The following is a 20392-nucleotide window of genomic DNA, read 5'->3' as shown; positions in this document are numbered from 1 at the left end:
CCGGTTGACCGGGACGTTTATTTGACGCCGCAGGTGTCCAGCACGGCGGCGGCGATCACCTTGGTCGCCCGCAGAAGCGAGGCGACATCGACATATTCGTTGTCCCCGTGGAACCCGTCGCCCGAAGGGCCATAGATCACGCTCTGCACCCCCTTGCCGGCGTAATGCGCCGCGTCCGTCACCGCGTCGAAGCCGCGCACCTTGGGCGCCACCCCTTCCAGGCCGGTGTGATGGGCGATCAGCGACTGCACCAGCGGATGGTCGATCGGCGTGTCCATCGGCGCGAAGTGCAGCCCCCCCAGTTCCCATTGGACGGTCGGGGGATTGTCGCGCATCCAGGGATCGGTCTGGGCGAAGTGATGAACGAAATCCTCGAACTCCTTGCGGATCTCGGCCGAGGTCTCGTTGGGCAGGAACTTGTAATCCAGGTCGATCACCACCCGGTCCGGCGTCATCGCCGGGTTCGACCGGATCAGCGGCAGCCCGTCCGCGCCGATGCCGACACCGCCATGGATCACGCCGGGGTTGATGGTCGACAGCCCGGGCGGGCAAAGCGGGTGATAGTTGTTGCGGCAGCGGTTCGCCTCGAAATCCCTCAGCGCCGACAGGAAGCGGTTGGCCAGCTCGATCGCATTGATCGCCGGGGTCACCCGGCCCGGCACGTGCGGCTGCGGGAAGATGTCGTTATAACGCATGCCGGCGTGACCGGAGCGGCCGATGATGGTGACGCGGACCCATTCCAGCCCGCCCTCGGCCGGCTGCACCATGCCCCAGGTCGGTTCGGCGATGATCGCCGACTTGGCCAGATGACCTCGGGCAACCACATCCATCGCACCAAAGCCGCCGGCCTCTTCGTCGATCACCGAATGCAGCGACAGCCGCCCCTCCAGGGTGATGCCGGCCTTCTTGATGAAATGCGCCGCCGCGATGCAGGCCGCGACGCCCGATTTCATGTCGACCGCGCCCCGGCCATAAAGCTTGCCGTCGATGATCTCGGCCCCGAAGGGATCGACCTTCCAGTTACCCCGGTTGCCCACCGGCACCACATCGATATGGCCGCAGAGGATCATGCTGCGGTCCTCGCTCCCGGCCATGTTGCCGATCACGTTGGGCCGGCCGGGAAAGGTCTCGAAGCTCTCGGTGGCGAAGCCGATCTCTGTCAGCCGGCTGTCGATCAGGCTCTGGACATCGGCCTCGCGGTTCAGCCCCTCGCCCTGCTCGAACTTCGGGTTGACCGAGGGGATGCGCACCAGCTCCTGGGTCAGCGTGGTGACGTAATCGGGATCGGCGTCAATCGCGGCCCAGACAGAGGCCAGGGGATCAGTCATTCTGCAGCTCCTTCCAGTTCGGCAATCAGCGCGGCAGTCGACACCTGCCGGCAATAGCCTTTGATTGTGGTCAGGGAATTGTCGTGGCGCGCCTGGCTGTAGGTCAGGCAGGCATCGGTCACCTGAGTGACGAGATAGCCCAGATCGCAGGCATCCCGGATCGCGCTTTCGACGCATTGATCGGTGACGAGCCCGGCGATCACCAGTTGTCGCACCCCGAGATTGCGCAGCACGTAATCAATATGGGTCGACACGAAGACCGAGGAGGAGGACTTGGGAAAGACGATCTCGTCCTCGCCCGGCGCGATAGCGTCAAGCACCTTGCCGTCCCACGACCCCTTCGGCACGTTGAACCCGGTGATCTTGTAATCGAGGCTGCGGTCGCGGCCATCCAGCGTCAGGCTTTCGATGGTGGTATAGAGCACCTCGATCCCCGCCTGGCGGCAGGCCGCCTGCAAGGACTGCATGTTCGGCAGGGTCTCGGCCTCGAACCTGTCGAAGAACCAGCCATATGTCTCGTCCAGCTCTTTCGCGGGCAAATCCTTGAACTCGCCACCATCGCGACGGGCAGAGAAATTCTGCACATCGATGAACAGCAGCGCCGATTGCGCAGGGATCAGCGGAACCTCGCGGGTCAGGGTCATTCAATCTCTCCCATTACGTTGGTGATCGCCTCGGCCAGCACCGCGGCCCAAAGCGCCTGACCATCGGCATCGCGCAGATGGTCGTTGCGGATTTCGATCAGGCTGTGCGCCAGCCCGCGCGCCTCGCCATGACGCGGCACGAAGAAGTCCGACAAGTCATCGACCAGATAGGGCTGGTTCATCCCGATCACCCAATCGGGGCGCATCCGGGCAATCTGGGCGGCCAGCCGCCCAGAGGTGGCGGTATCGTTGCGGAACAGAAAGCCGATGTCCCAGGGCCGGGCGACGCCCTGCATCGCCGGGGTAAAGCTGTGAATGGCGAAGGCGGCGCGGCGGGGATGGGCCTGAACCACCTGTTCCACCGCGGCGTGGAAGGGAGCGAAGATCTCGGCCACCCGGGCGGCGCGATCCGCCGCGCTCAGCAGCGCATTCGCGGGCACCGGCACCCGGTCGCTGACCGGGGGGATGGAATCCGCCGCCTCGGGCGGGCGGTTGCAGTCGATCACCAGCCGGCTGTAGCGCTGCACCACCAGCGGCGCGCCCAGATGGCCGGCCAAGAGCCGCGCCACCGCCTCCGCCCCGATATCCCAGCCGATGTGCAGGTCGATCTCTCCGGGCTGCAGCCCCAGATCGCCAAGCCGCGCCGGAATCGCCTGCCCCGCATGTTCGCAGACCAGCACCAGCGGCAGATCGCTGTCGGGATTGATCACTTCGACCGGCGCCGGATCACCGGCGCCGAGCAGGGCGTGAGGGGCGATATCTGCAAGTCTTTCCGTCATCTGGTCTGCTGGACTTTCATGTTGAAACCGCACAGCTTATCCGCCGGGAAGACACAAGCCTCCCCGCACCGGCCAAAGACATAACCCTTTGGCACGAAATACGATTCCGAGTTTTTCTTGGGGATGAAGAAACGATCAAATATTTTCAGTGTCAACATTCGTGATGGATATTGACTTATTTTTTTCATCCAGCTTTGTTCAATGCACAGGAGATGACATGCAGGTACGCAAACGCATTGAAGATCTGGCCGACGGGCTGACCGCGACCGAACGCCGGCTGGCCTCGGCGATTCTGGCGGATTACCCCTTCGCCGGGCTCGAACCGATCCAGGGCCTGGCCGAGCGCACCAGGATTTCGTCGCCGACAATCTCGCGCTTCGTCACCAAGCTGGGGTTTCAGGGCTATCAGGACTTCCAGCAGCATCTGATTGCAGAGCTGAAAGAGGGCCAGCGGTCACCGGTCGATCTGCAAAAGACCTCGCGCCCGTTCCGCGATGCCTTCCTGCATGATTTCATGGACCGTTCGGCCCAGTTGGTGTCGGAAACCGCCGACGCGGTGGGCGAGGCCCAGTTCGACCGGGTCTGCGGCCTGCTGACCGACCGCAAGCGGGCGATCTATCTGATCGGCGGGCGGATGAGCACCTCGATCGCGCATTACCTGTCGTTTCACCTGCGGCAGTTCCGCGCCAAGGTCTATCACATCCCCGCCGATCCTGAGGTCTGGCCAGAATACGTCCTGCGGATGAAACCGCGCGATATCCTCTTCATCGCCGATTTCCGTCGCTATCAGAAGGCGTTGCTGCGGCTGGCCGAACAGGCCGACGGCAACGCCAACGCGCATATCCTGCTGATGACAGACAAATGGCTATCGCCGATCTCGCGCCATGCGCGCGACGTGCTGGCGGTGCCGATAGACAACGGCACGCTGTGGGACAGCTATGCCGGGGCGCTGGCCCTGGCCGAGGCCATCGTGACCCGGATTGCCGAAACCAACTGGGATGAAACCCGCAAGCGGATCGAGACATGGGATTCGCTGCGGCTGGATTTTGGAGACCCCGAAGATGATCGCTGAACCGCTTGTATTCGCCGCAACCTCCGATCTTGCCGGACGGCTGCGGGGCAAGTCCTTTCCGCTGGCCGATGTCGAGAGCCGGCTGAAGAAGGGCGTCGGCTGGACCCCGACCAACGTGATGATCACCTGTTTCGACGCCATCGCCCAGGGGCCCTTCGGCGCGCTCGGCGATCTGGTACTGCTGCCCGATCCCGAGGCGGCGGTGACGCTGGATTTCGAGGATGGCGGCCCGGTCGAACGCTTCATGCTGGGCGATATCCGCGAACTTGACGGCACCCCCTGGGGCTGCTGCACCCGCTCGATCCTGAAGGGCGCGCTTGACCGGCTGGAGCGGGTCGCGGGCATCCGCCCCTACGTCGCCTTTGAACACGAGTTCCAGATCAAGGGCGTCACCGAGGCGCCCGCCGCCTATGCGATGGCCGGTTTCTCCGCCCGGCGCGGCATGGGCGAGGCAGTGATGGCGGCGCTGCGTCAGGCCGGGCTCGGGATCGACACCTTCATGAAGGAATATGGCGCCGCGCAATACGAGGTCACCGTCGACCCGACGCTTGGGCTGCGTGCCGCCGACGAGGCCGCGATCCTGCGCGAGGTCACCCGGGCAACCGCCCGGCGCTGCGGCGAGGCGGCGACCTTCAGCCCGATCCAGGACAGCGCCGGCGTCGGCAACGGCGTGCATATCCACATCAGCTTTCGCGATGCCGATGGCCGGCCGGTGACCTGGGACGCCAATGGCCCCGCCGGGATGTCGGCGGTGACCGGCGCCTTCATCGCCGGGGTTCTGAAATACCTCGACAGCATCCTGGCGCTGACCGCGCCCTCGGATATCTCCTATCTGCGGCTGACCCCGCATCGCTGGAGCGCGGCCTATAACAACCTCGGGTTCCGCGACCGCGAGGCCTCGGTCCGGATCTGCCCGGTGACGGCGCAAGAACCCGAGGGCATCGCCCGGCAGTACAATTTCGAATTCCGCGCCGCCGATGCCGCCGCCTCGCCGCATCTGGCGCTGGCCGCGATCCTGCATGCCGGCACCCAGGGCATCGAGGAAGGGCTTGCCGCCCCCAAGGTGACCGAAGAAGACCTGTCTGCCCTGCCGCCGGCAGAGCTGGCCGCGCGCGGCTATATCCGCCTGCCGGAGACCCTGCCCCAGGCACTGGCCCGATTCGAGGCGAACGCCACCGTCACCGGCTGGTTCCCCGAAGGCTTCGCCGCCGTCTATGCCGCCCACAAGCGCGGCGAACTGGCAGTGGTCGAGGGCAAGGACGAGGCCACCCGCTGCGCCGCCTATGCCGAGGTCTACTGACGCCGCCTTGCCGCCCAACTTTGGCCGGGTTTGCCCACTATGCCCACTGTCCGGTGATGCACCGGCAGGAGGGCAAAGATGAACCAGCGGATCGCAGTATTGGTCGATGGCGACCACCTGAGCGCGGCTCACGCGCCGGAGCTGCGCCGGATCGGCGCGGCACTTGGCCTGCCCGCGGTGCTGCGGGTCTATGGCGACTTCTCCCGCCTGCCGGGATGGCAGGCAGTGCCGGGCTTCCGCCATGTCCATGCCGGCAGCGGCAAGAATGCGACCGATCTGTTGCTGACGGCGGACGCGATGGAACTGGCGCTGGAGGCCGAGGTCGAGGCGCTGGTGCTGGCCAGCTCGGACGGGGATTTCAGCCATCTGGCGCTGCGCCTTCGCGAACGCGGCCTGCAGATCGTCGGCGCCGGAGAGGCCAAGGCGTCACCGCATTTCCGCGAGGCCTGCGGCCATTTCATCGAACTGGGATCCGTCGCCACCCCCAGGATCGAAACCCATTGCGCCCGCGACAGAACCCTCGCGCCAACGGCCGAAGTGACTGACGCCCTCACCCCCTGCCCCGGCAAGATCGACCGTCAGATCCGCCATCTGATCCAACAGCATGGCAACAGGGATCACGGCATGCCGATTGCCCGGCTGGGCCAGTACCTGAAGCAAACCTACGGATTGTTGACAAGCGAACTGCCCGAAACGAATTGGCGCGCCTATCTGGAAGCGCGCGCCAATCTCTATCTTCTGGACCCACGCGGGCCGGACGCCCACGTCCGCTTCCGACCCGAGGGGTTCACGGTCAGGCCTGAACCCTCAGTCCTTGGCGGTCAGCTTGCGAATATAGCTCAGCACCAGATCATCCCGCCGCGCCGCAAGCTCTTCCAGCGACTGGCCGTGGGTTTCCTCGCGGATGCCGGCCTCCAGCGTGTCGACCACGGCGGGGGTCAGGTCGGGGTGGCCCAGATCGTCCCACCAGGTTTTCAGCGCCGGGCCGAGGTGATCGCAGAAGGCGCGGATGCCGCCCTCGCCGCCGCCCAGATGGAACAGGCAGGTGGGGCCCATCGCCGCCCAGCGCAGCCCCGGCCCATAGGTCACCGCCTTGTCGATATCGCCGACGCTGGCGACCCCCTCGACCGCCAGGTTGATCGCCTCGCGCCAGATCGCCGCCTGCAGCCGGTTGGCGATATGGCCCGGCACCTCCTTGTGCAGCCGCACGCAGACCTTGCCGAGGCTTTCATAGAACCCCTGCGCCGCATCCAGCACGTCGGCGTCGGTCTTGTCATTCGCCAGCATCTCGACCAGCGGGATCAGATGCGGCGGGTTGAAGGGATGCGCCAGCACCAGCCGGCCGGGGTTTTCGAACCCCTCCTGCAATTCCGACAGCTTCAAGCCGGAAGTCGAGGTGCCGATGATCGCCCCCTTGGCGAGCGCCGGTTCGATGGCGCGGTAGAGGTCATGCTTGATCGCGATCCGCTCGGGCACGCTTTCCTGGATGAAATCGGCGCCCGCCACCGCCTCGGCCGGATCGGTGGTAAAGCGCAGCCCACTGGTATCGCCCGCCTGTTCCCACTCCAGTTTGCGCAGGGTCTCGGCCGAGGTCTCGAAGAAATGTTTCACATGCGCCTCGGCGGTGGGCGCCGGGTCGTAGATCGCCACCTTGCGGCCCGTGGCGGCGAAAAGCGCGGCCCAGCTCATGCCGATGGTGCCGGCGCCCAGAATGGCGGTGTTCGGAAAAATCATATTGCTCGCTCCTGCGTTGCAGGGCTGATCGCCCTACCCCTCCCACACCAGAGGTGTGGCAAGCCGGTGCCGCCATCGCAAGCCTGAAACAGCCCGTCAGCCTGATTTGGCCGGCGCCGTCTCCAGCGGGATGACATCGACGGCCTGATGGCTTTCCTGTCCGCCGGAAGAGCGCATGGCGCCCCGCACCGGGGCGACATCGCCATAGTCGCGGCCATGGCCGACGGTGATGTAATCGGTGCCGGCATATTGGTCGTTGGTCGGGTCGAATTCGACCCAGCCCATTTCCTGCCCGACCCAGGCCCGCACCCAGGCATGCATCGCATCGGCGCCTTCCAGACGCGGCTGGCCCGGCGGCGGAAAGGTCCGCAGAAAGCCCGAGACATAGCCGGCCGGCACCCCGAGCCCGCGCAGGGCGGCGATCATGATATGGGTGAAATCCTGGCAGACCCCATGCCGCTTGGCGAAAGCCTCGGCCGGCGGGGTGTCGACGGTGGTCGCCTCGGGATCGAAGCTCATGTCACGGTTCAGCGCATGGCCCACCGCCTCGACCGCCTGCAGCGCCGTCATGCCGGGGCGCAACAGGGCGCGGGCGTATTTCGTCGTCTCGATCATCGGGCCGACCATCGGCGAGGTGGCGCTGAAGTGATGCGGCGCGCCGGGGGCAAGCGAATGCACCCCCGCCAGTTCCTGTCCCAGCCGGCCGAGCGGCGCCGAGAGGTCGAAGGGCTTCGGCACCGCGATCCGCTCCACCTGCGCCGAGAGGCTCAGCTCCACCGCCTCGATCGGCTGGTGCCAGGCGACCATGCTGGTGGCATTGCCGAAGAAATCCACCCGGTCATGCCGCTCGTCCGGGCGCGGCGTCACCTCAAGCAGACGCCGACGCACCTTTTGCACCCCGGGGATGTCCGAAGGCAGCAGCCGCAGGATGTTGCGGGCCCGGTCCGATCCGGCGTTGTAGCTGTAGTCGATCGTCAGCTTGATATCATAGAGCATCGGATCACCGCAGATAGGAGGTGGACAGGCGGTCAGAGATCTCGGCCAGCTCGGCGCGCAACCGCCACAACCGCTTGGTCGAAAGCTCGGTGGTGCTGGCGCAGGTCATCTCCGCCTCAAGCGGCAGGATCGCGCGCAGCAGATGCGACGGCCGGCCGTGCACCTGGGCGCCCGGCAGCGCCTCGGCCAATTGCCGCAGCCGCCGGATCAGGAACAGCAGCGCCCGAGGATTATCGGCATCGAGCGCCAGCAGATCGACCACGGTGTCGCGGTTGGTCTCGACCCGGAACCGGCGCTGGTGGGTGATCACGCTGTCGCCCACCTCGACCGCCAGGTCGAGCGAGCCCTGCGGCGCGTCCTGGGCGGTGAAGACGGCCAGCAGCGAGGCCATGGCATCCGCCCGCTCCAGCGCGCGGCCGAGGCTGAGGAAATGCCAGCCGGAAAACCGGTACATGTTTTCATGCACCAAACCGGTGATGCCGGCGATCTTGCGGATCAGCACCGACATGGCCCGGGCGCAATCGTCGCCGGGCTGGGCGGAGGCAACCATCCGGGTGGCGGTCTTCAGCAGGTCGTTCAGCGCCGCCCAGCCATCGGTGGAAAACCGGTCGCGCACCTTGCCGGCGCAGGCCCGGGCCGAGGCGATGCGACCGATCAGCGCCTCGGGGATGGTCTGCGACAGATCGAACCCATAGCCCTTGAGGTAATCGCGCAGCGCCTTCAGCCGGGGGTCGTTGCGATTGTCGGTCTCGGCCAACCGCAAATGATAGGCACGGATCAGCCGCGCGGCATCTTCGGTCCGCTCGACATAGCGGCCCAGCCAATAAAGGTTGTCGGCCGCCCGCGCCGGCAGGATGCCCGGGGCGGCGCGGCGGAAATCGCGGCCCGTCGGCAGCGTCGGCGGGGCCCGGTGCACCGGGCGATCCGATACCACCCAGACGTCGGCGACCGAGCCGCCCCGCTGCATCGCAAGCGCGGTGGCATCCTCGGACCGGCCGATGCGGGCATAACCGCCCTTCATGAACTGCCAGCCCTCTTCGGTACGCGCGGCAAAGACCCGAACGGTCATCGGCCGCGGCAGCACCCGGCCGCCCTCGCCCTCGTCCTGCCAGGCCGGTGTGGTCGACAGCGTCACCGCCTCCTGCCCCACCAGCCGGCCGCCGTCGCGATCCAGCCATTCGGCGATCGACCCCGCCGCCTCGCCCTTGAACCGACCGCCAAGCGCGATGGTGGCGCCCAGATCGAATGGCAAATCGACCGAATCCGCCGGGCCGATCAGCATGTTCTGGGCGTTGTCGCGCACATAGGCCCGCTCACCCGCGCCACCGCACCACCAGGTGGCGATATTGGGCAATTCGAGCGGCCGGCCGGTCAGCACCTCGGAGATCCGCGGCAGGAAGGCCATCATCGCCCGCATTTCCAGGATGCCCGAGCCCAGCGCATTGGCCATCGCCAGATTGCCGGCGCGCACCGCCTCCATCAGGCCCGGCGTGCCGATGTGAGAGCTGTGGTTGAACTCCAGCGGATCGGCAAAGCTGGCGTCGATCCGCCGCCAGAGCATGCCCAGGGGTTTCGGCCCCTCGATGGTACGCACCATCGCCTCGCCGTTCTCGACCAGCAGATCCTCGCCTTCCAGCAGCATCATGCCGAGATAGCGGGCGATATAGGTATGTTCGTAATAGGTGTCGTTCGACGGCCCCGGCGTCAGGATGCCTGCGGTACGCGGCGGTTCGAACCGGGGCGCGGCCAGCGCCTCCATCGCGTCGCGGAAGCTGCTGAAGAACCCGGCAAGCTTGTGGATATAGGCGCGCGGGAAGCGTTCGGGGAAAATCCGCCCTGTCGCCATCCGGTTTTCCAGCGCAAAGCCCGCGCCCGAGGGCGCCTGGGTGCGGTCCCCCAGCACGAACCACGACCCATCCGGCGACCGGCCGATCTCGAAGGCGAGGAAATGCAGGTAATGCCCACCCCGCGGCGGCACCCCCACCATCGGCCGTAGCCAATGCGGCGACCGCGCCACCAGTTCCGCCGGCAGATGGTCGTCGGCGACAAGCTGCGCAGGACCGTAGAGATCGGCCATCACCAGCTCCAGCAGATCGGCGCGCTGCGTCAACCCTTCGCAGATATGGGTCCATTCGTCTTCGTGCAGGATCACCGGGATATGGCTGAGCGGCCAGTCCCGCTCGACCAGCGGATCGGTGGAATACTGGCGAAAGAACACGCCCGCATCGCGCAGATACTGGTTGCCCTTCTCGAACCGCGCCCGCACCTCGTCGGGGCTGAGCCGGGCGAAGCGATCGACGAAGCGGCGCCAAACCGGCCGCATCTGGCCGTTCTCGTCGAACAGCTCATCGGCCACACCGGGATGCTGCCGGTAATCGGCGAAAAGGTCCGGCGCGACGGCGTCTTTCAGGGCACCAGGCGGCATGGCGGGCTCTCAGGGCTCTCGGGGCTTCCGGTTCAGAAGATCAAAGCAGTCCGATGGGCCTTCGCAGGTCCAGCGTCAAGGGAAATTCCGGGTGCGGCACCTCGGGCGCCGGCACGTAACTGCCCGGACTATGCCCGAAGGGTTCGAACCGCGCCAGCCGGCGCGCCTCGGCTTCGTTGCCATTGACCGGAAAGGTGTCATAGCTGCGCCCGCCCGGATGGGCGACGTGATAGGTGCAGCCGGCAATCGCCCGCCCGGTCCAGTCGTCATAGATGTCAAAGGTCAGGGGGGCGTTGATCGGCAAGGTCGGATGCAACGCCTCGGGCGGCTGCCAGGCCTTGAACCGGACCCCCGCGACCGAGGTGCCCGAGGTCTGGGTCCGGGCCAGCGGCACCGGGCGGCGGTTGCACATGACGCGATAGCGGTCCTGATGCAGCGAGGTCAGCTTGACCTGCAACCGCTCGACCGAGCTGTCGGTATAGCGCACGGTGCCGCCGATGGCGCCAGTCTCGCCCAGCACGTGCCAGGGTTCCAGCGCCTGGCGCAGCTCCAGATGCACGCCCTCGACCTCGATCTGGCCGCAGAAGGGGAAACGGAACTCGGATTGCGCCACGAACCATTCCGGCTCCATCTCGAACCCGTGGAGCTTGAGATCGGAGAGCACCGACAGGAAATCCTCCCAGATGAAATGCGGCAGCATGAACCGGTCATGCAGCACGGTGCCCCAGCGCACCGGGCGGCCTTCGACCGGCGCGGCCCAGCAGCGCGCGATGATGGCGCGCAACAGCAATTGCTGGGCCAGCGACATCCGCGGCTCGGGCGGCATCTCGAAACCGCGGAACTCCACCAGCCCGAGCCGTCCGGTGGGCCCGTCGGGGGAATAGAGCTTGTCGATGCAGATCTCGGCGCGGTGGGTGTTGCCGGTGACGTCGATCAGGATGTTTCTCAGCAGCCGGTCGGTCAGCCAGGGCGGTGTCGGCATCCCCGGGCTGATCTGGCTCAGCGCGATTTCCAGCTCGTAGAGGCTATCGTGCCGCGCCTCGTCGATCCGTGGCGCCTGAGAGGTCGGGCCGATGAAGAGACCCGAGAAGAGATAGGAGAGCGACGGATGCCGCTGCCAGGTCAGGATCAGCGATTTCAGCAGATCGGGCCGGCGCAGGAAGGGGCTGTCGTTCGGCGTCTCGCCCCCCACCACCACATGGTTGCCGCCGCCGGTGCCGGTGTGGCGACCGTCGATCATGAACTTGTCGGCGCCAAGGCGCGACAGCCGCGCCTCTTCATAGATCGCCTCGGTGGTGGCGACGCAATCGTCCCAGCTATAGGCCGGATGGATGTTCACCTCGATCACGCCCGGATCGGGGGCGACGCGGATCACGTTCAGGCGCGGATCCTGCGGCGGGGCATAGCCTTCGATATGGATCGGCAGCCCCAGCTCCGCCGCCGTCTCCTCGGCCGTGGCGAGAAGATCGAGGTAATCTTCCAGCGCCTCGCAGGGCGGCATGAAAAGGCAAAGCCGACCATCGCGCGGCTCGATCGCGATGGCGGTGCGCACCACGCCGCCGGCGGGGTCAATGCCCTGCGCCATGATCTGCTGCCGCTCAGCCGTCTCGGATTGCGCCTCGGACACCGGCTGGACGTGGCCCGCGCTGACATCGGGCATCAGTTCGGTCCGTTCGGTGGCCTCGCGCGCGGCGCGGGCCGCCTCCTCGGCGGCGAGCCGGTCGATCTCCGCCTGAATGCGTTTGCGCCGTTCGTCCATCGCGACGTGGAAATCCGGCAAGGGCGCGCGCTCCACCGTGGGATCGGTGGGATAGGAATAGGGATAGGCCGAGGGCGCCACATAGGGCAGCGATCCCAGCGGCAGACGGAAACCCACCGGGCTGTCGCCGGGGATCAGGAACAGATGCCCGCGCCGGCCGCGCCAGAGTTCAGACTGCCAGCGTCGGCCCGAGGCGCGCGACTGCCAGGCCTGGATCGGCAGGATATAGCCCGCAGGCTCCGTCAGCCCGCGTTCGAACACCCGGGCGAAACGCGCGCGATCCTCCGGGTTCTTCAGCTTGGAGTTCTCAGGCGCCACATTCGGCGGCAGCATCGCCTCTTTCAGGATCCACTCGCCCGGATCCTCATAGGCCGGCTGGGCGCACTCCGGATCAACCCCGAGGTTTTCGGCGAATTTCGTCATGAAGGCGCCGGCATCCTCGGCCGTCGCCGGCGCCGGCAGGTTTTCCCGCGCGATCAGATCGGGGTTTTTCCACACCGGCTTGCCGTCGCGCCGCCAGTAAAGCGAGAAGGTCCAGCGCGGCAGGCTTTCGCCGGGATACCATTTGCCCTGCCCGTAATGCAGGAAACCGCCCGGCGCGAACCGGTCGCGCAGCCGGCGGATCAGCTCGTCCGCGAGCCCGCGTTTCTGCGGCCCCACCGCGGCGGTGTTCCATTCGTCGCTTTCGAAATCGTCGACCGACACAAAGGTGGGCTCGCCCCCCATGGTCAGGCGCACATCGCCCTCGGCCAGCGCGGCATCGACCCTTTGGCCCAGCGCGTTCAGCCGCTCCCAGGCCTCGTCCGAGAACGGCTTGGTGATGCGCGGATGTTCGGCCACGCGCGTCACCTGCATGTCGAAATCGAAGCTGACCTCGGGCGTGCCGACCGCCGAGAACCCGCCGGCGATGGGGGCGGCGTTGCGATAATGCGGCGTGGCGGCCAGCGGGATATGGCTTTCCCCGGTCAAGAGGCCCGAGGTGGGATCAAGCCCGATCCAGCCGGCGCCGGGAATGAAGACCTCGCACCAGGCGTGCAGATCGGTGAAATCGTGATCGGTGCCCGAGGGACCATCGAGCGCCTGAACATCTGGTTTCAACTGGATCAGATAGCCCGAGACGAAACGCGCGGCGAAACCCAGATGCCGCAGCACCTGCACCATGAGCCAACTTGAATCGCGACACGATCCCGACTGTTTCTCAAGCGTCTCGTCCGGGGCCTGCACCCCGGGTTCCATCCGGATGGTATAGTTGACGTGATTGGCGATCCGGGCGTTCAGCCCGACCAGGAAATCGACGGTGCGTTCCCTCTTGAAGTCGATCGAACCGATGAATTGCGCCAGCAACGGCCCTTCGGGCTCGGGCGTGCGATAGATCACCAGATCGTCCTTCAGATCTGCGGGATAGTCGAAGGGCCAGAATTCGGCGCTTTCCTCGACGAAGAAGTCGAAGGGGTTATAGACGGTCATGTCGGCGACCAGATCGACCTCGATCTTGAACTCGCGCACCGGCTCGGGAAAGACGAAGCGGGCCTGCCAGTTGCCGTAGGGATCCTGCTGGTGATTGACGAAGTGATCGGCGGGCGTGACCTTCAGCGAATGCGAGATCACCCGGGTGCGCGAATGCGGCGCCGGGCGCAGGCGGATGATCTGCGGACCGAGCGTCACCGGGCGGTCATATGTGTAATGGGTAACGTGGTGGATGGATGCGTAGATCGCCATGATGCCTCGTTCTGTCCCTGCGCCGGCCGGGGGCCTGATATCCGCCAGAATAGAAAGCGGCGCGCCCCGCTTCCTAGGGCCAAGCTAGGCCCTCCCCCGCGTGAGGACACAAAAAACCGTCGCAGTTGATGATTTTTTCGGCAGTTTGTTGAACCCGAGCCGTGCCGCCCCGAAAAGGGGCGGCAAATCAGGCATCTGTCCGGCTCAGACCGCGCGCGGCACCAGGGCGAGGACGCGCAGCGGGCTGCCCGATCCTTCGTGGATTTTCAGCGGCGCGGTCATCAGCACCGCCCCCTTGGCCGGCAGTTGATCCAGACCGCAGAGGCATTGCAGCCCATAGCGCCCGCCCCCATGCAGGAAATGGTGCGCCGGATAGGGCGGGATGAAATGGCCGCCCTGCCCCGCGTCGGTGCCGATGGTCTCGGTCCCGAAGCCAAGGATATCCCGCTCGGCGACCAGCCATTCCATCACCTCGGCATCCGGGCCGGGGGTATGGGCGCCATCGTCGCCCAGGTTGGCGTAATCGAGACCCGTCCGCTTCGACCAGTCGGTGCGCAACAGCACCCAGGTGCCCGGCGCGATCCGGCCATGCCTGGCCTCCCAGGCCTCGACATGAGCGCGGGTCAGCAGGAAATCGGGGTCGGCGGCGCTCTCGGCCGAGCAGTCGATCACATTGGCCGGCGCCACCATCCGGCCCACCGGCAGGGTGTCGACGGTGTTCAGCGGCAGATCGCGGCCGGTGAACCAATGGACCGGCGCGTCGAAATGGGTGCCGGTATGTTCCCCGAAACTCAGGTTGTTCCAGTACCAGGCCGGCCCCGCCGCGTCATAGCGCGAAATCCGTTCGATCCGCACCGGGGCGGATTCGCCGAATTCGGGCGGCAGCACGATGATCGGGCTGTCCTCGCGCAGGGTGAAGGTCAGATCGACCACCTCGAGCTGACCGGTGGCCAGTTCGCTGACCAGAAGTTCAAGCGCCTTGCTCATGTCTTCGTTCCTCACCCCTGACCCAATTCGCGTTCGACCGCCTTGGGGTTCGCCTCGAGCCGCGCGCGCAGATCCTGCGCCACCGGGCCGATGTCATAGTCTTCCAACCCCTCGCTCAGCGCCTTGATGATGCCGCTGGCGATGGCGCCACCATTGACCTTGGGCGGCACCACCGCCTGGAACCAGGGATCCTCGGTCGGCCCCATGAAGAGGTTGATCAGCTTGATGCCGCCCTGCGCCAGCTCTGCCCGCAGCCCCAACGACCAGGCATGGGCGGCGGCATGGGCGGCGGACCAGCCGAGATGCCCCGGCAAGGGCGCCAGCGCGTGGATCGAAAAGAGGTTGACCCAGGCCGCCGCCGGCGCCGGCCCGTCGGCGCCGCGCCCGATCAGCGCCGGAGCGAAAGCCTGCGCCAGACGCATCGGGCCAAAGACGATCTGCTCCATCATCTCGCGCGCCGGAACCAGCGTGTTCGGCTCCAGCGGCCGGCCGGCGCGGATGCGGTCGGCGGTGTTGATCACGATCTCGGTGGTGCCGGCGTAATCATGGGCCACATCGAAGACCGAGCGTTCGCTGGTCATGTCGAGCGGCAGGATCTCCACCCCCTCGACGCCCTCATAAAGCCGCGCCTCGCGGAAGGGCTTCCAGGCCTCGGGCAGGCCCAGCCGGATCTTGCGGGCACCCGCTGCCTTCAGCGCCTTGACGATGGCCGGCGTCGCGAAATGCCGCGCATCGGTGATCAGCACCCGGCGGTGCAGCGGATGCGCGACCATCTCGCGCCATTTGGGATCGCTCATCAGGTCCACCTCCGGTCCCTTCGGGGCGGCATAGAGCACTGCTTGCCCGGCCTTGTCGAGTTTCAGGTAGAGCCGCAGCGCCGCGCCCACCTCGGCCTCCGGGTGCAGATGCGCCAGCGCCTGCGGGCCGCCCTCGATCTGCACAAGACCCACGTGCCAAGGCGCGCGTTCGCGGAAATAGGGCAGCGCCGGCACCTCGGCCTGGGTGCGGGACAGCAGCGTACCGGCGGGCTTGACCTCGGCCGCCTCGATCCGGATCGACAGGCAGTTGGGGCAGACATCATGGACGGGGAAGTTCAGCGTGCCGCAATCGGCACAGCGCGGCAGGGCGAATTGCCCGCGCGCCGCCGCCCGTGTCAACAGATGGGACGCCCGGCTGCCCATCCCCGGCGGGGTCAGCGGCAATTGGGTGCGGACCAGCGGATCCTTGCGTTTCGGCGGATCGAAGGGCGGGGTCATTCCACAGCGCTCCCCTGTGCGAGGATGACCGCGCCGGAACCCAGCCCACGGTCGTAATTGATCATGCCGAAGCCAGAGACGAGACCCAGCTTGGCGCCTTTCACCTGCCGCGCGCCGGCGGCACCAGTCACCTGACGCAGCACCTCGACCAGACCCAGATGGCCGCCGGAACAGCCCGCCTGCCCGACCGAGAGCTGGCCGCCCGAGGTATTATGCGGAAAGCTGCCGTCGAAGGTGAACTCATGGGCGCGAACGAACTCCGCCCCCTCGCCCGGGGCGCAGAAGCCCAGCCCCTCGAATTGCATCATGCAGACGAAGGGGTAATCGTCATAGGTGTTCACCACGTCGATATCCCCGGGCGTCACGCCGGCCATGGCATAGAGCGTATCGACATCCATCCCCCAGCCACCACGCAGCTGGATCGGATCCTCGGGAAAGCCGTTATAGCGTTCGATCCCGCCGGCGAGCCGGGCGAAGGGCAGGCCCTGCGCCTTCGCGGTCTCCTCGCGCATCACCAGAAAACCGTCGGCGCCGGCGCAGGGCTGCACGCAGTCGAACAGATGAATCGGCGGCGCGATCGGGCGGGCGCGCAGGTAATCCTCAAGCGTCAGGGGTTTCTTCATCAGCGCGTCGGGATTGCGCAGCGCGTTGTAGCGCATGGCGACGCAGAGCTTGCCGAAATCCTCGCGCGTGGCGCCGGTCTGCGCCATGTATTGCGAAGCCATCAGCGCGAAGGAGACATTCGGCCCGCCCGAGCTGTAGGGATAGACGCCATCCTGCGAAAACCGGCTGAAATTCTCCAGCCCATAGCGGAAGGAATGGATGCCGTTGGTCTCGGCCGCGATGCAGGCCACCACATCGACATCGCCCGCCTGCACCGCCCGCGCCGCCCGGCGCAGCGAGGCGACAGCGCCCATGCCGCCCAGGGGCACGAAATCGACCAGCCGCGGCGACAGGCCCAGATGCTGGGTCAGCCCCACGGCGCTGTCCGGCGCGGTCGAGAAGCTGGAGAGGATGAACCCATCCATCTGCCGATGCGAAATGCCCGAGGCGCGGGCGAGTTCGGCCAATGCCCGGCCGGCCCACCAGGCGGTGGCCTCGGTCGAATAGCGGGCATAGGGCACGGTCACCGGGCAGGTGACCACCACCCCGTCATAGGATTGCGGCAGCCTTGCCATCAGGCCTTCCCCCCGGCTTTCGTCGCGGTACGGAACCGCGATTTCTCGCCCCGCAGGTCGATCGCCACGCCATCTTCGACGGCCTTGGCCGCATTGGCCTTGAGCACGCCGCGCTGCAACTTCTTGGTCGAGGTCAGCGGCAGCTCATCGACGAAGACCACCCAGCCCGGCAGCTTGTGATAGCTGAGGAAGGGCGCCGCCGCCTCGACCAGCGCCAGGGCGGCATCACGGTCGCGGTGGGCAAGATCGTCAGTGGCGGGATCGGTCAGCACGATGAAGGCCAGAACCTCCTCCCCCCGCACATCGTCGGGGGCCGGGGCCACGGCGGCGGAATAGACGCCGGGATGACGCATCAACGCCCCCTCGACTTCGAGGGAAGAGATGTTTTCCCCCGACCGCCGCACGATGCTTTTCTTGCGGTCGACGAAATAGAACAGCCCGTCATCGTCGCGCATCATGATGTCGCCAGTATGGAACCAGCCGCCTTCCCAGGCCTCGGCGGTCGCCGCCTCATCACCCAGATAGCCGGAGAAGAAGCCGCGTTTCGGATCCTCCCCCCGGGCCCGGACCAGCAGTTCGCCGGGCTGACCGGTGGCGACGTCGCGGCCGGCATCATCCACCAGCCGCCAGTCGACATTGCGATAGGGCTTGCCGATGCATTGCTTGCCCTTCGGAAGCGCGATCCCGGCCGAACCGATGCCGGCGGCACCGCCGGTTTCGGTCATCGCCCAGCCCTCTTCGATCCGCACATTATAGCGGCGTTCGAATTCCTGCTTGTGCTCGGGGTCGACGCCGGGGCTGAACACCAGCCGGGCCTTATGCGCGGTTTCCGCCGGATCGGCGGGCAGCTTCAGCACGATGGCCGGGATCACCCCCAGCGCATGGACCAGCGTGGCGCCGCTGTCGGCGATGGTGGGCCACCAGCTGCGCGCATGGAACCGGTCGAGCGCCACGGTGCAGCCGCCGGCCTGGATCATCCCCAGACAGGTGCAGCCCAGTGCGTTCATGTGAAACAGCGGCAGCGGCGTCAGCGCCACTTCTTCGCCCGGGGTCATCGGCCCCATGCCCTCGTCCGAGACATACCAGGCGGCGAGCGTCAGGAAATAGTCGTTCGAGAGCTGACACGCCTTGGGCAGGCCGGAGCTGCCCGAGGTGAAGAGGATGGCGCATTCCTGATCGAGACCGGGGGTGCCTTCCTGCGGCGCGCTCAGCGCCCGGGGCGGGGTGGCGTCCGGATGGGCGCGCGGCAGGCCGGCGGGGCAGCCCTCGTCCAGCAGCGCGTCATAGTCGGGCAGCGCCACCACCAGATCGGAGCGGGATTTCTCCAGTTGATAGCGCACCTCCTCGGGGCGCAGATCGGGGTTGATCGGCACGATGGTGGCGCCCAGCCCGTTCAGCGCCAGCCAATGAAACAGCATCTCGGGCCGGTTCTCGAGGATCAGCGCCACGCGGTGGCCGCGCCCGTATCCGGCGGCGGCATAGCGGGCCTTGAGCGCCTGAACCAGCGACTCGGCCTCGGCATAGGAATGGCTGAACCCCTCGGGCGCATAGGGTAGATGCGCCGAGGCGGGGGCCTTGATCATCGGATGCGCCGGATAGCTGCGGGCGCTCTCGATGAAAACGTCATAGGGGGATTGGGGGGCCATGCGAAACTCCTGTTGGCGCCCAGCTTAAGCGGGGACCTCGGGGCGGTTCCAATTCAATCGCCTTGCTCGATTGATATCATTTCGGTATAAAAAGCCATGAAACTGAGCCAAATAAGGTATTTCATCGCCATCGCCGAGCTGCAGCATTTCGGCCGCGCCGCCGATCTTCTGCGCATCGCCCAGCCGGCGCTGAGCCGGCAGATGAAACTCTTGGAAGAAGAGATCGGCGTCGCCCTGTTCGACCGGCTGCCGCGCGGCGTGCGGCTGACCGCGGCGGGGGACGTGTTTCTGGCCCAGCTCAAGCCCGTCGAGGCGCGGATCGACCGCGCGGTTGCCGCCGCCCGCGCTGCCGCCTCGGGCGCCGAGGGGCAGTTTTCACTGGGGCTGATCGAGGTCGCCGCCTGGTCCGGCATCGTGCCGCAGACCATCCACGCCTTTCGCGACGCCTTCCCGGGGGTGGAGCTGAACCTGCTGGCGACGACCTCGGGCGAACAGATGGCGGCGCTGAGAACCGGCAAGCTCGACGCCTCGATCCTCTACAACCCCGTGATGGAACCCGGGCTGACGATGGTGCCGCTGGCGCTGCACCGGCTGATGCTGGCACTGCCGGCGGAAATGCCGCTGGCCCAATACCAGAGCGTGCATCTGGCCGATCTGGCCAAGGCGCCGCTGATCGGCTTTCGCCGCGACTCCTCCCCCCGGATGTATGACGAGGTGACAGGGGCCTTGGCCGCCGCCGGCCATCGCGGCGGCTTTCACAGCGAGATGACCAATGAATCCGATATTCTGGCATTGGTGAACTCGGGCCTCGGCATGGCCATCGTCAACGAAAACCAGCGGCTGCGGCCACCGCCGGCGGTGCGCTTCGTGCCGATCGCCGATCTCGATGTTCGGCTCAGGCTCTGTCTGGTCTGGCCCGAGGCCGTCCCCTCGCCCACCCGCGACCGGTTCATCGAGTTGATGCTGTCGCGCCGCGATCAGGCGGAAATGCCCGCGTCAATCGGAGTGTCGTAGGTCATCAGCAGATAGCCGAGGATGCTGTAGAACCCAACCGTGGCGATCAGGTCGAACACGCCCTCGCGGCCGAGCCGCGCGGCAAGCTCAGCCTCCAGATCGGGCGGCAGGCGGCGTTGGTCGAACAGCGCATCGACGCCCCGGGCGATCAGCCCATCCTCGCCCGAGGGGTCCCCGCGCATCGCCTCGATCCGCTCCTCGGCCATCCCAAGCGCGCGGGCGCGGTGGACGTGATGCGCCCATTCATAGGCGGAGCCCATCCGATGCGCCGCCCTGAGAATGACGATCTCCGACCGCTCCGCCCCCAATGCGCTGTCCTTCACCACATGCTGGCGCAGCGGCGCCCAGGCACGCAGCAGCGCCGGGTGATGCGCCATGGTGCGATAGACGTTGAGCGCACCGGCAAAGCCATCCCGCAGATCGGCGATCTCGGGCGGCCAGTCGGCATCGGTGAGGGGCGGACAGGGTGTCTGGGTCATGGCGCGACCCTAACGCGCCGCCCCGCCAACGAAAAGGGGCCGCCCGAGGGCGGCCCGTAGTCGGGGGAGAAAGTGG

16 protein-coding genes and 1 pseudogene are annotated in these 20392 nt (G+C 66.7%); 4 read left to right on the top strand and 13 right to left on the bottom strand.

What is annotated here, in order from left to right:
* Positions 1-17: 17 nt before the first annotated feature.
* The 3 genes from ACN0V4_RS09860 to ACN0V4_RS09850 are packed head-to-tail and all read right to left on the bottom strand — an operon-like array spanning position 18 to position 2751.
* Positions 18-1328, bottom strand: a complete 1311-nt coding sequence (locus ACN0V4_RS09860; protein ID WP_417675520.1) for a M20 family metallopeptidase — start codon at positions 1326-1328, stop codon at positions 18-20.
* The gene (locus ACN0V4_RS09855; RefSeq protein WP_417675518.1) at positions 1325-1972 is read right to left on the bottom strand and encodes an isochorismatase family cysteine hydrolase; all 648 of its coding nucleotides are present in this window, start codon (positions 1970-1972) and stop codon (positions 1325-1327) included. Before ACN0V4_RS09855 ends, ACN0V4_RS09860 begins: the two co-directional genes overlap by 4 nt.
* The gene (locus tag ACN0V4_RS09850) at positions 1969-2751 is read right to left on the bottom strand and encodes an N-formylglutamate amidohydrolase (protein WP_417675516.1); all 783 of its coding nucleotides are present in this window, start codon (positions 2749-2751) and stop codon (positions 1969-1971) included. Before ACN0V4_RS09850 ends, ACN0V4_RS09855 begins: the two co-directional genes overlap by 4 nt.
* Before the next feature lie 217 nt (positions 2752-2968).
* Here ACN0V4_RS09850 and ACN0V4_RS09845 point away from each other — a divergent pair, with 217 nt between their 5' ends.
* From ACN0V4_RS09845 to ACN0V4_RS09835, 3 genes and pseudogenes are all read left to right on the top strand, one after another.
* On the top strand, positions 2969-3823 hold the full coding sequence (locus ACN0V4_RS09845; protein ID WP_417675514.1) for a MurR/RpiR family transcriptional regulator: 855 nt from the start codon (positions 2969-2971) through the stop codon (positions 3821-3823).
* The gene (locus tag ACN0V4_RS09840; protein ID WP_417675512.1) at positions 3813-5123 is read left to right on the top strand and encodes a glutamine synthetase family protein; all 1311 of its coding nucleotides are present in this window, start codon (positions 3813-3815) and stop codon (positions 5121-5123) included. Before ACN0V4_RS09845 ends, ACN0V4_RS09840 begins: the two co-directional genes overlap by 11 nt.
* A gap of 78 nt (positions 5124-5201) precedes the next feature.
* Positions 5202-5531: pseudogene (locus tag ACN0V4_RS09835) on the top strand (NYN domain-containing protein); the annotation flags it as partial.
* A gap of 18 nt (positions 5532-5549) precedes the next feature.
* Here ACN0V4_RS09835 and ACN0V4_RS09830 read toward each other — a convergent pair.
* From ACN0V4_RS09830 to ACN0V4_RS09790, 9 genes are all read right to left on the bottom strand, one after another.
* The gene (locus ACN0V4_RS09830) at positions 5550-5888 is read right to left on the bottom strand and encodes a hypothetical protein (RefSeq protein WP_417675510.1); all 339 of its coding nucleotides are present in this window, start codon (positions 5886-5888) and stop codon (positions 5550-5552) included.
* Between the two features lie 42 nt (positions 5889-5930).
* Complete coding sequence (locus ACN0V4_RS09825) at positions 5931-6857, bottom strand: 3-hydroxyacyl-CoA dehydrogenase NAD-binding domain-containing protein (RefSeq protein ID WP_417675508.1); 927 nt, start codon at positions 6855-6857, stop codon at positions 5931-5933.
* 96 nt (positions 6858-6953) lie between these two features.
* Positions 6954-7853, bottom strand: coding sequence for a transglutaminase family protein (locus tag ACN0V4_RS09820; RefSeq protein ID WP_417675506.1), 900 nt, complete (start codon positions 7851-7853; stop codon positions 6954-6956).
* Between the two features lie 4 nt (positions 7854-7857).
* Positions 7858-10278, bottom strand: a complete 2421-nt coding sequence (locus tag ACN0V4_RS09815) for a circularly permuted type 2 ATP-grasp protein (RefSeq protein WP_417675504.1) — start codon at positions 10276-10278, stop codon at positions 7858-7860.
* Positions 10279-10318: 40 nt separating this feature from the next.
* Positions 10319-13756: a DUF2126 domain-containing protein gene (locus ACN0V4_RS09810; RefSeq protein ID WP_417675502.1), complete on the bottom strand. Its 3438-nt coding sequence runs from the start codon at positions 13754-13756 to the stop codon at positions 10319-10321.
* A 204-nt stretch (positions 13757-13960) separates the two neighbouring features.
* Complete coding sequence (locus ACN0V4_RS09805; RefSeq protein ID WP_417675501.1) at positions 13961-14743, bottom strand: cyclase family protein; 783 nt, start codon at positions 14741-14743, stop codon at positions 13961-13963.
* A gap of 11 nt (positions 14744-14754) precedes the next feature.
* Positions 14755-15999, bottom strand: a complete 1245-nt coding sequence (locus tag ACN0V4_RS09800) for an SDR family NAD(P)-dependent oxidoreductase (protein WP_417675499.1) — start codon at positions 15997-15999, stop codon at positions 14755-14757.
* Positions 15996-17177 carry a thiolase family protein gene (locus ACN0V4_RS09795; RefSeq protein ID WP_417675497.1) on the bottom strand — a complete coding sequence of 394 codons (1182 nt, stop codon included), beginning with the start codon at positions 17175-17177 and terminating at the stop codon, positions 15996-15998. Before ACN0V4_RS09795 ends, ACN0V4_RS09800 begins: the two co-directional genes overlap by 4 nt.
* Positions 17177-18823, bottom strand: coding sequence for an AMP-binding protein (locus ACN0V4_RS09790; protein WP_417675495.1), 1647 nt, complete (start codon positions 18821-18823; stop codon positions 17177-17179). The genes ACN0V4_RS09795 and ACN0V4_RS09790 overlap by 1 nt, the downstream gene beginning before the upstream one ends.
* Positions 18824-18919: 96 nt before the next feature.
* On the opposite strand from ACN0V4_RS09790, the gene ACN0V4_RS09785 reads away from it, so the two are divergent.
* Positions 18920-19837 (top strand): LysR family transcriptional regulator, encoded by a 918-nt coding sequence (locus ACN0V4_RS09785; RefSeq protein ID WP_417675493.1) that lies wholly within the window; start codon positions 18920-18922, stop codon positions 19835-19837.
* Here the strand turns inward: ACN0V4_RS09785 and ACN0V4_RS09780 are convergent.
* Positions 19801-20316: a carboxymuconolactone decarboxylase family protein gene (locus ACN0V4_RS09780; protein WP_417675491.1), complete on the bottom strand. Its 516-nt coding sequence runs from the start codon at positions 20314-20316 to the stop codon at positions 19801-19803. The genes ACN0V4_RS09785 and ACN0V4_RS09780 overlap by 37 nt on opposite strands.
* Between the last annotated feature and the right edge of the window lie 76 nt (positions 20317-20392).

The sequence above is a fragment of the Pseudodonghicola sp. genome (assembly GCF_048268305.1).
Taxonomy (GTDB): domain Bacteria; phylum Pseudomonadota; class Alphaproteobacteria; order Rhodobacterales; family Rhodobacteraceae; genus Pseudodonghicola.
Note: the sequence above shows the minus strand (reverse complement) of the source record. Positions and strands in the feature narration are given on the sequence as shown.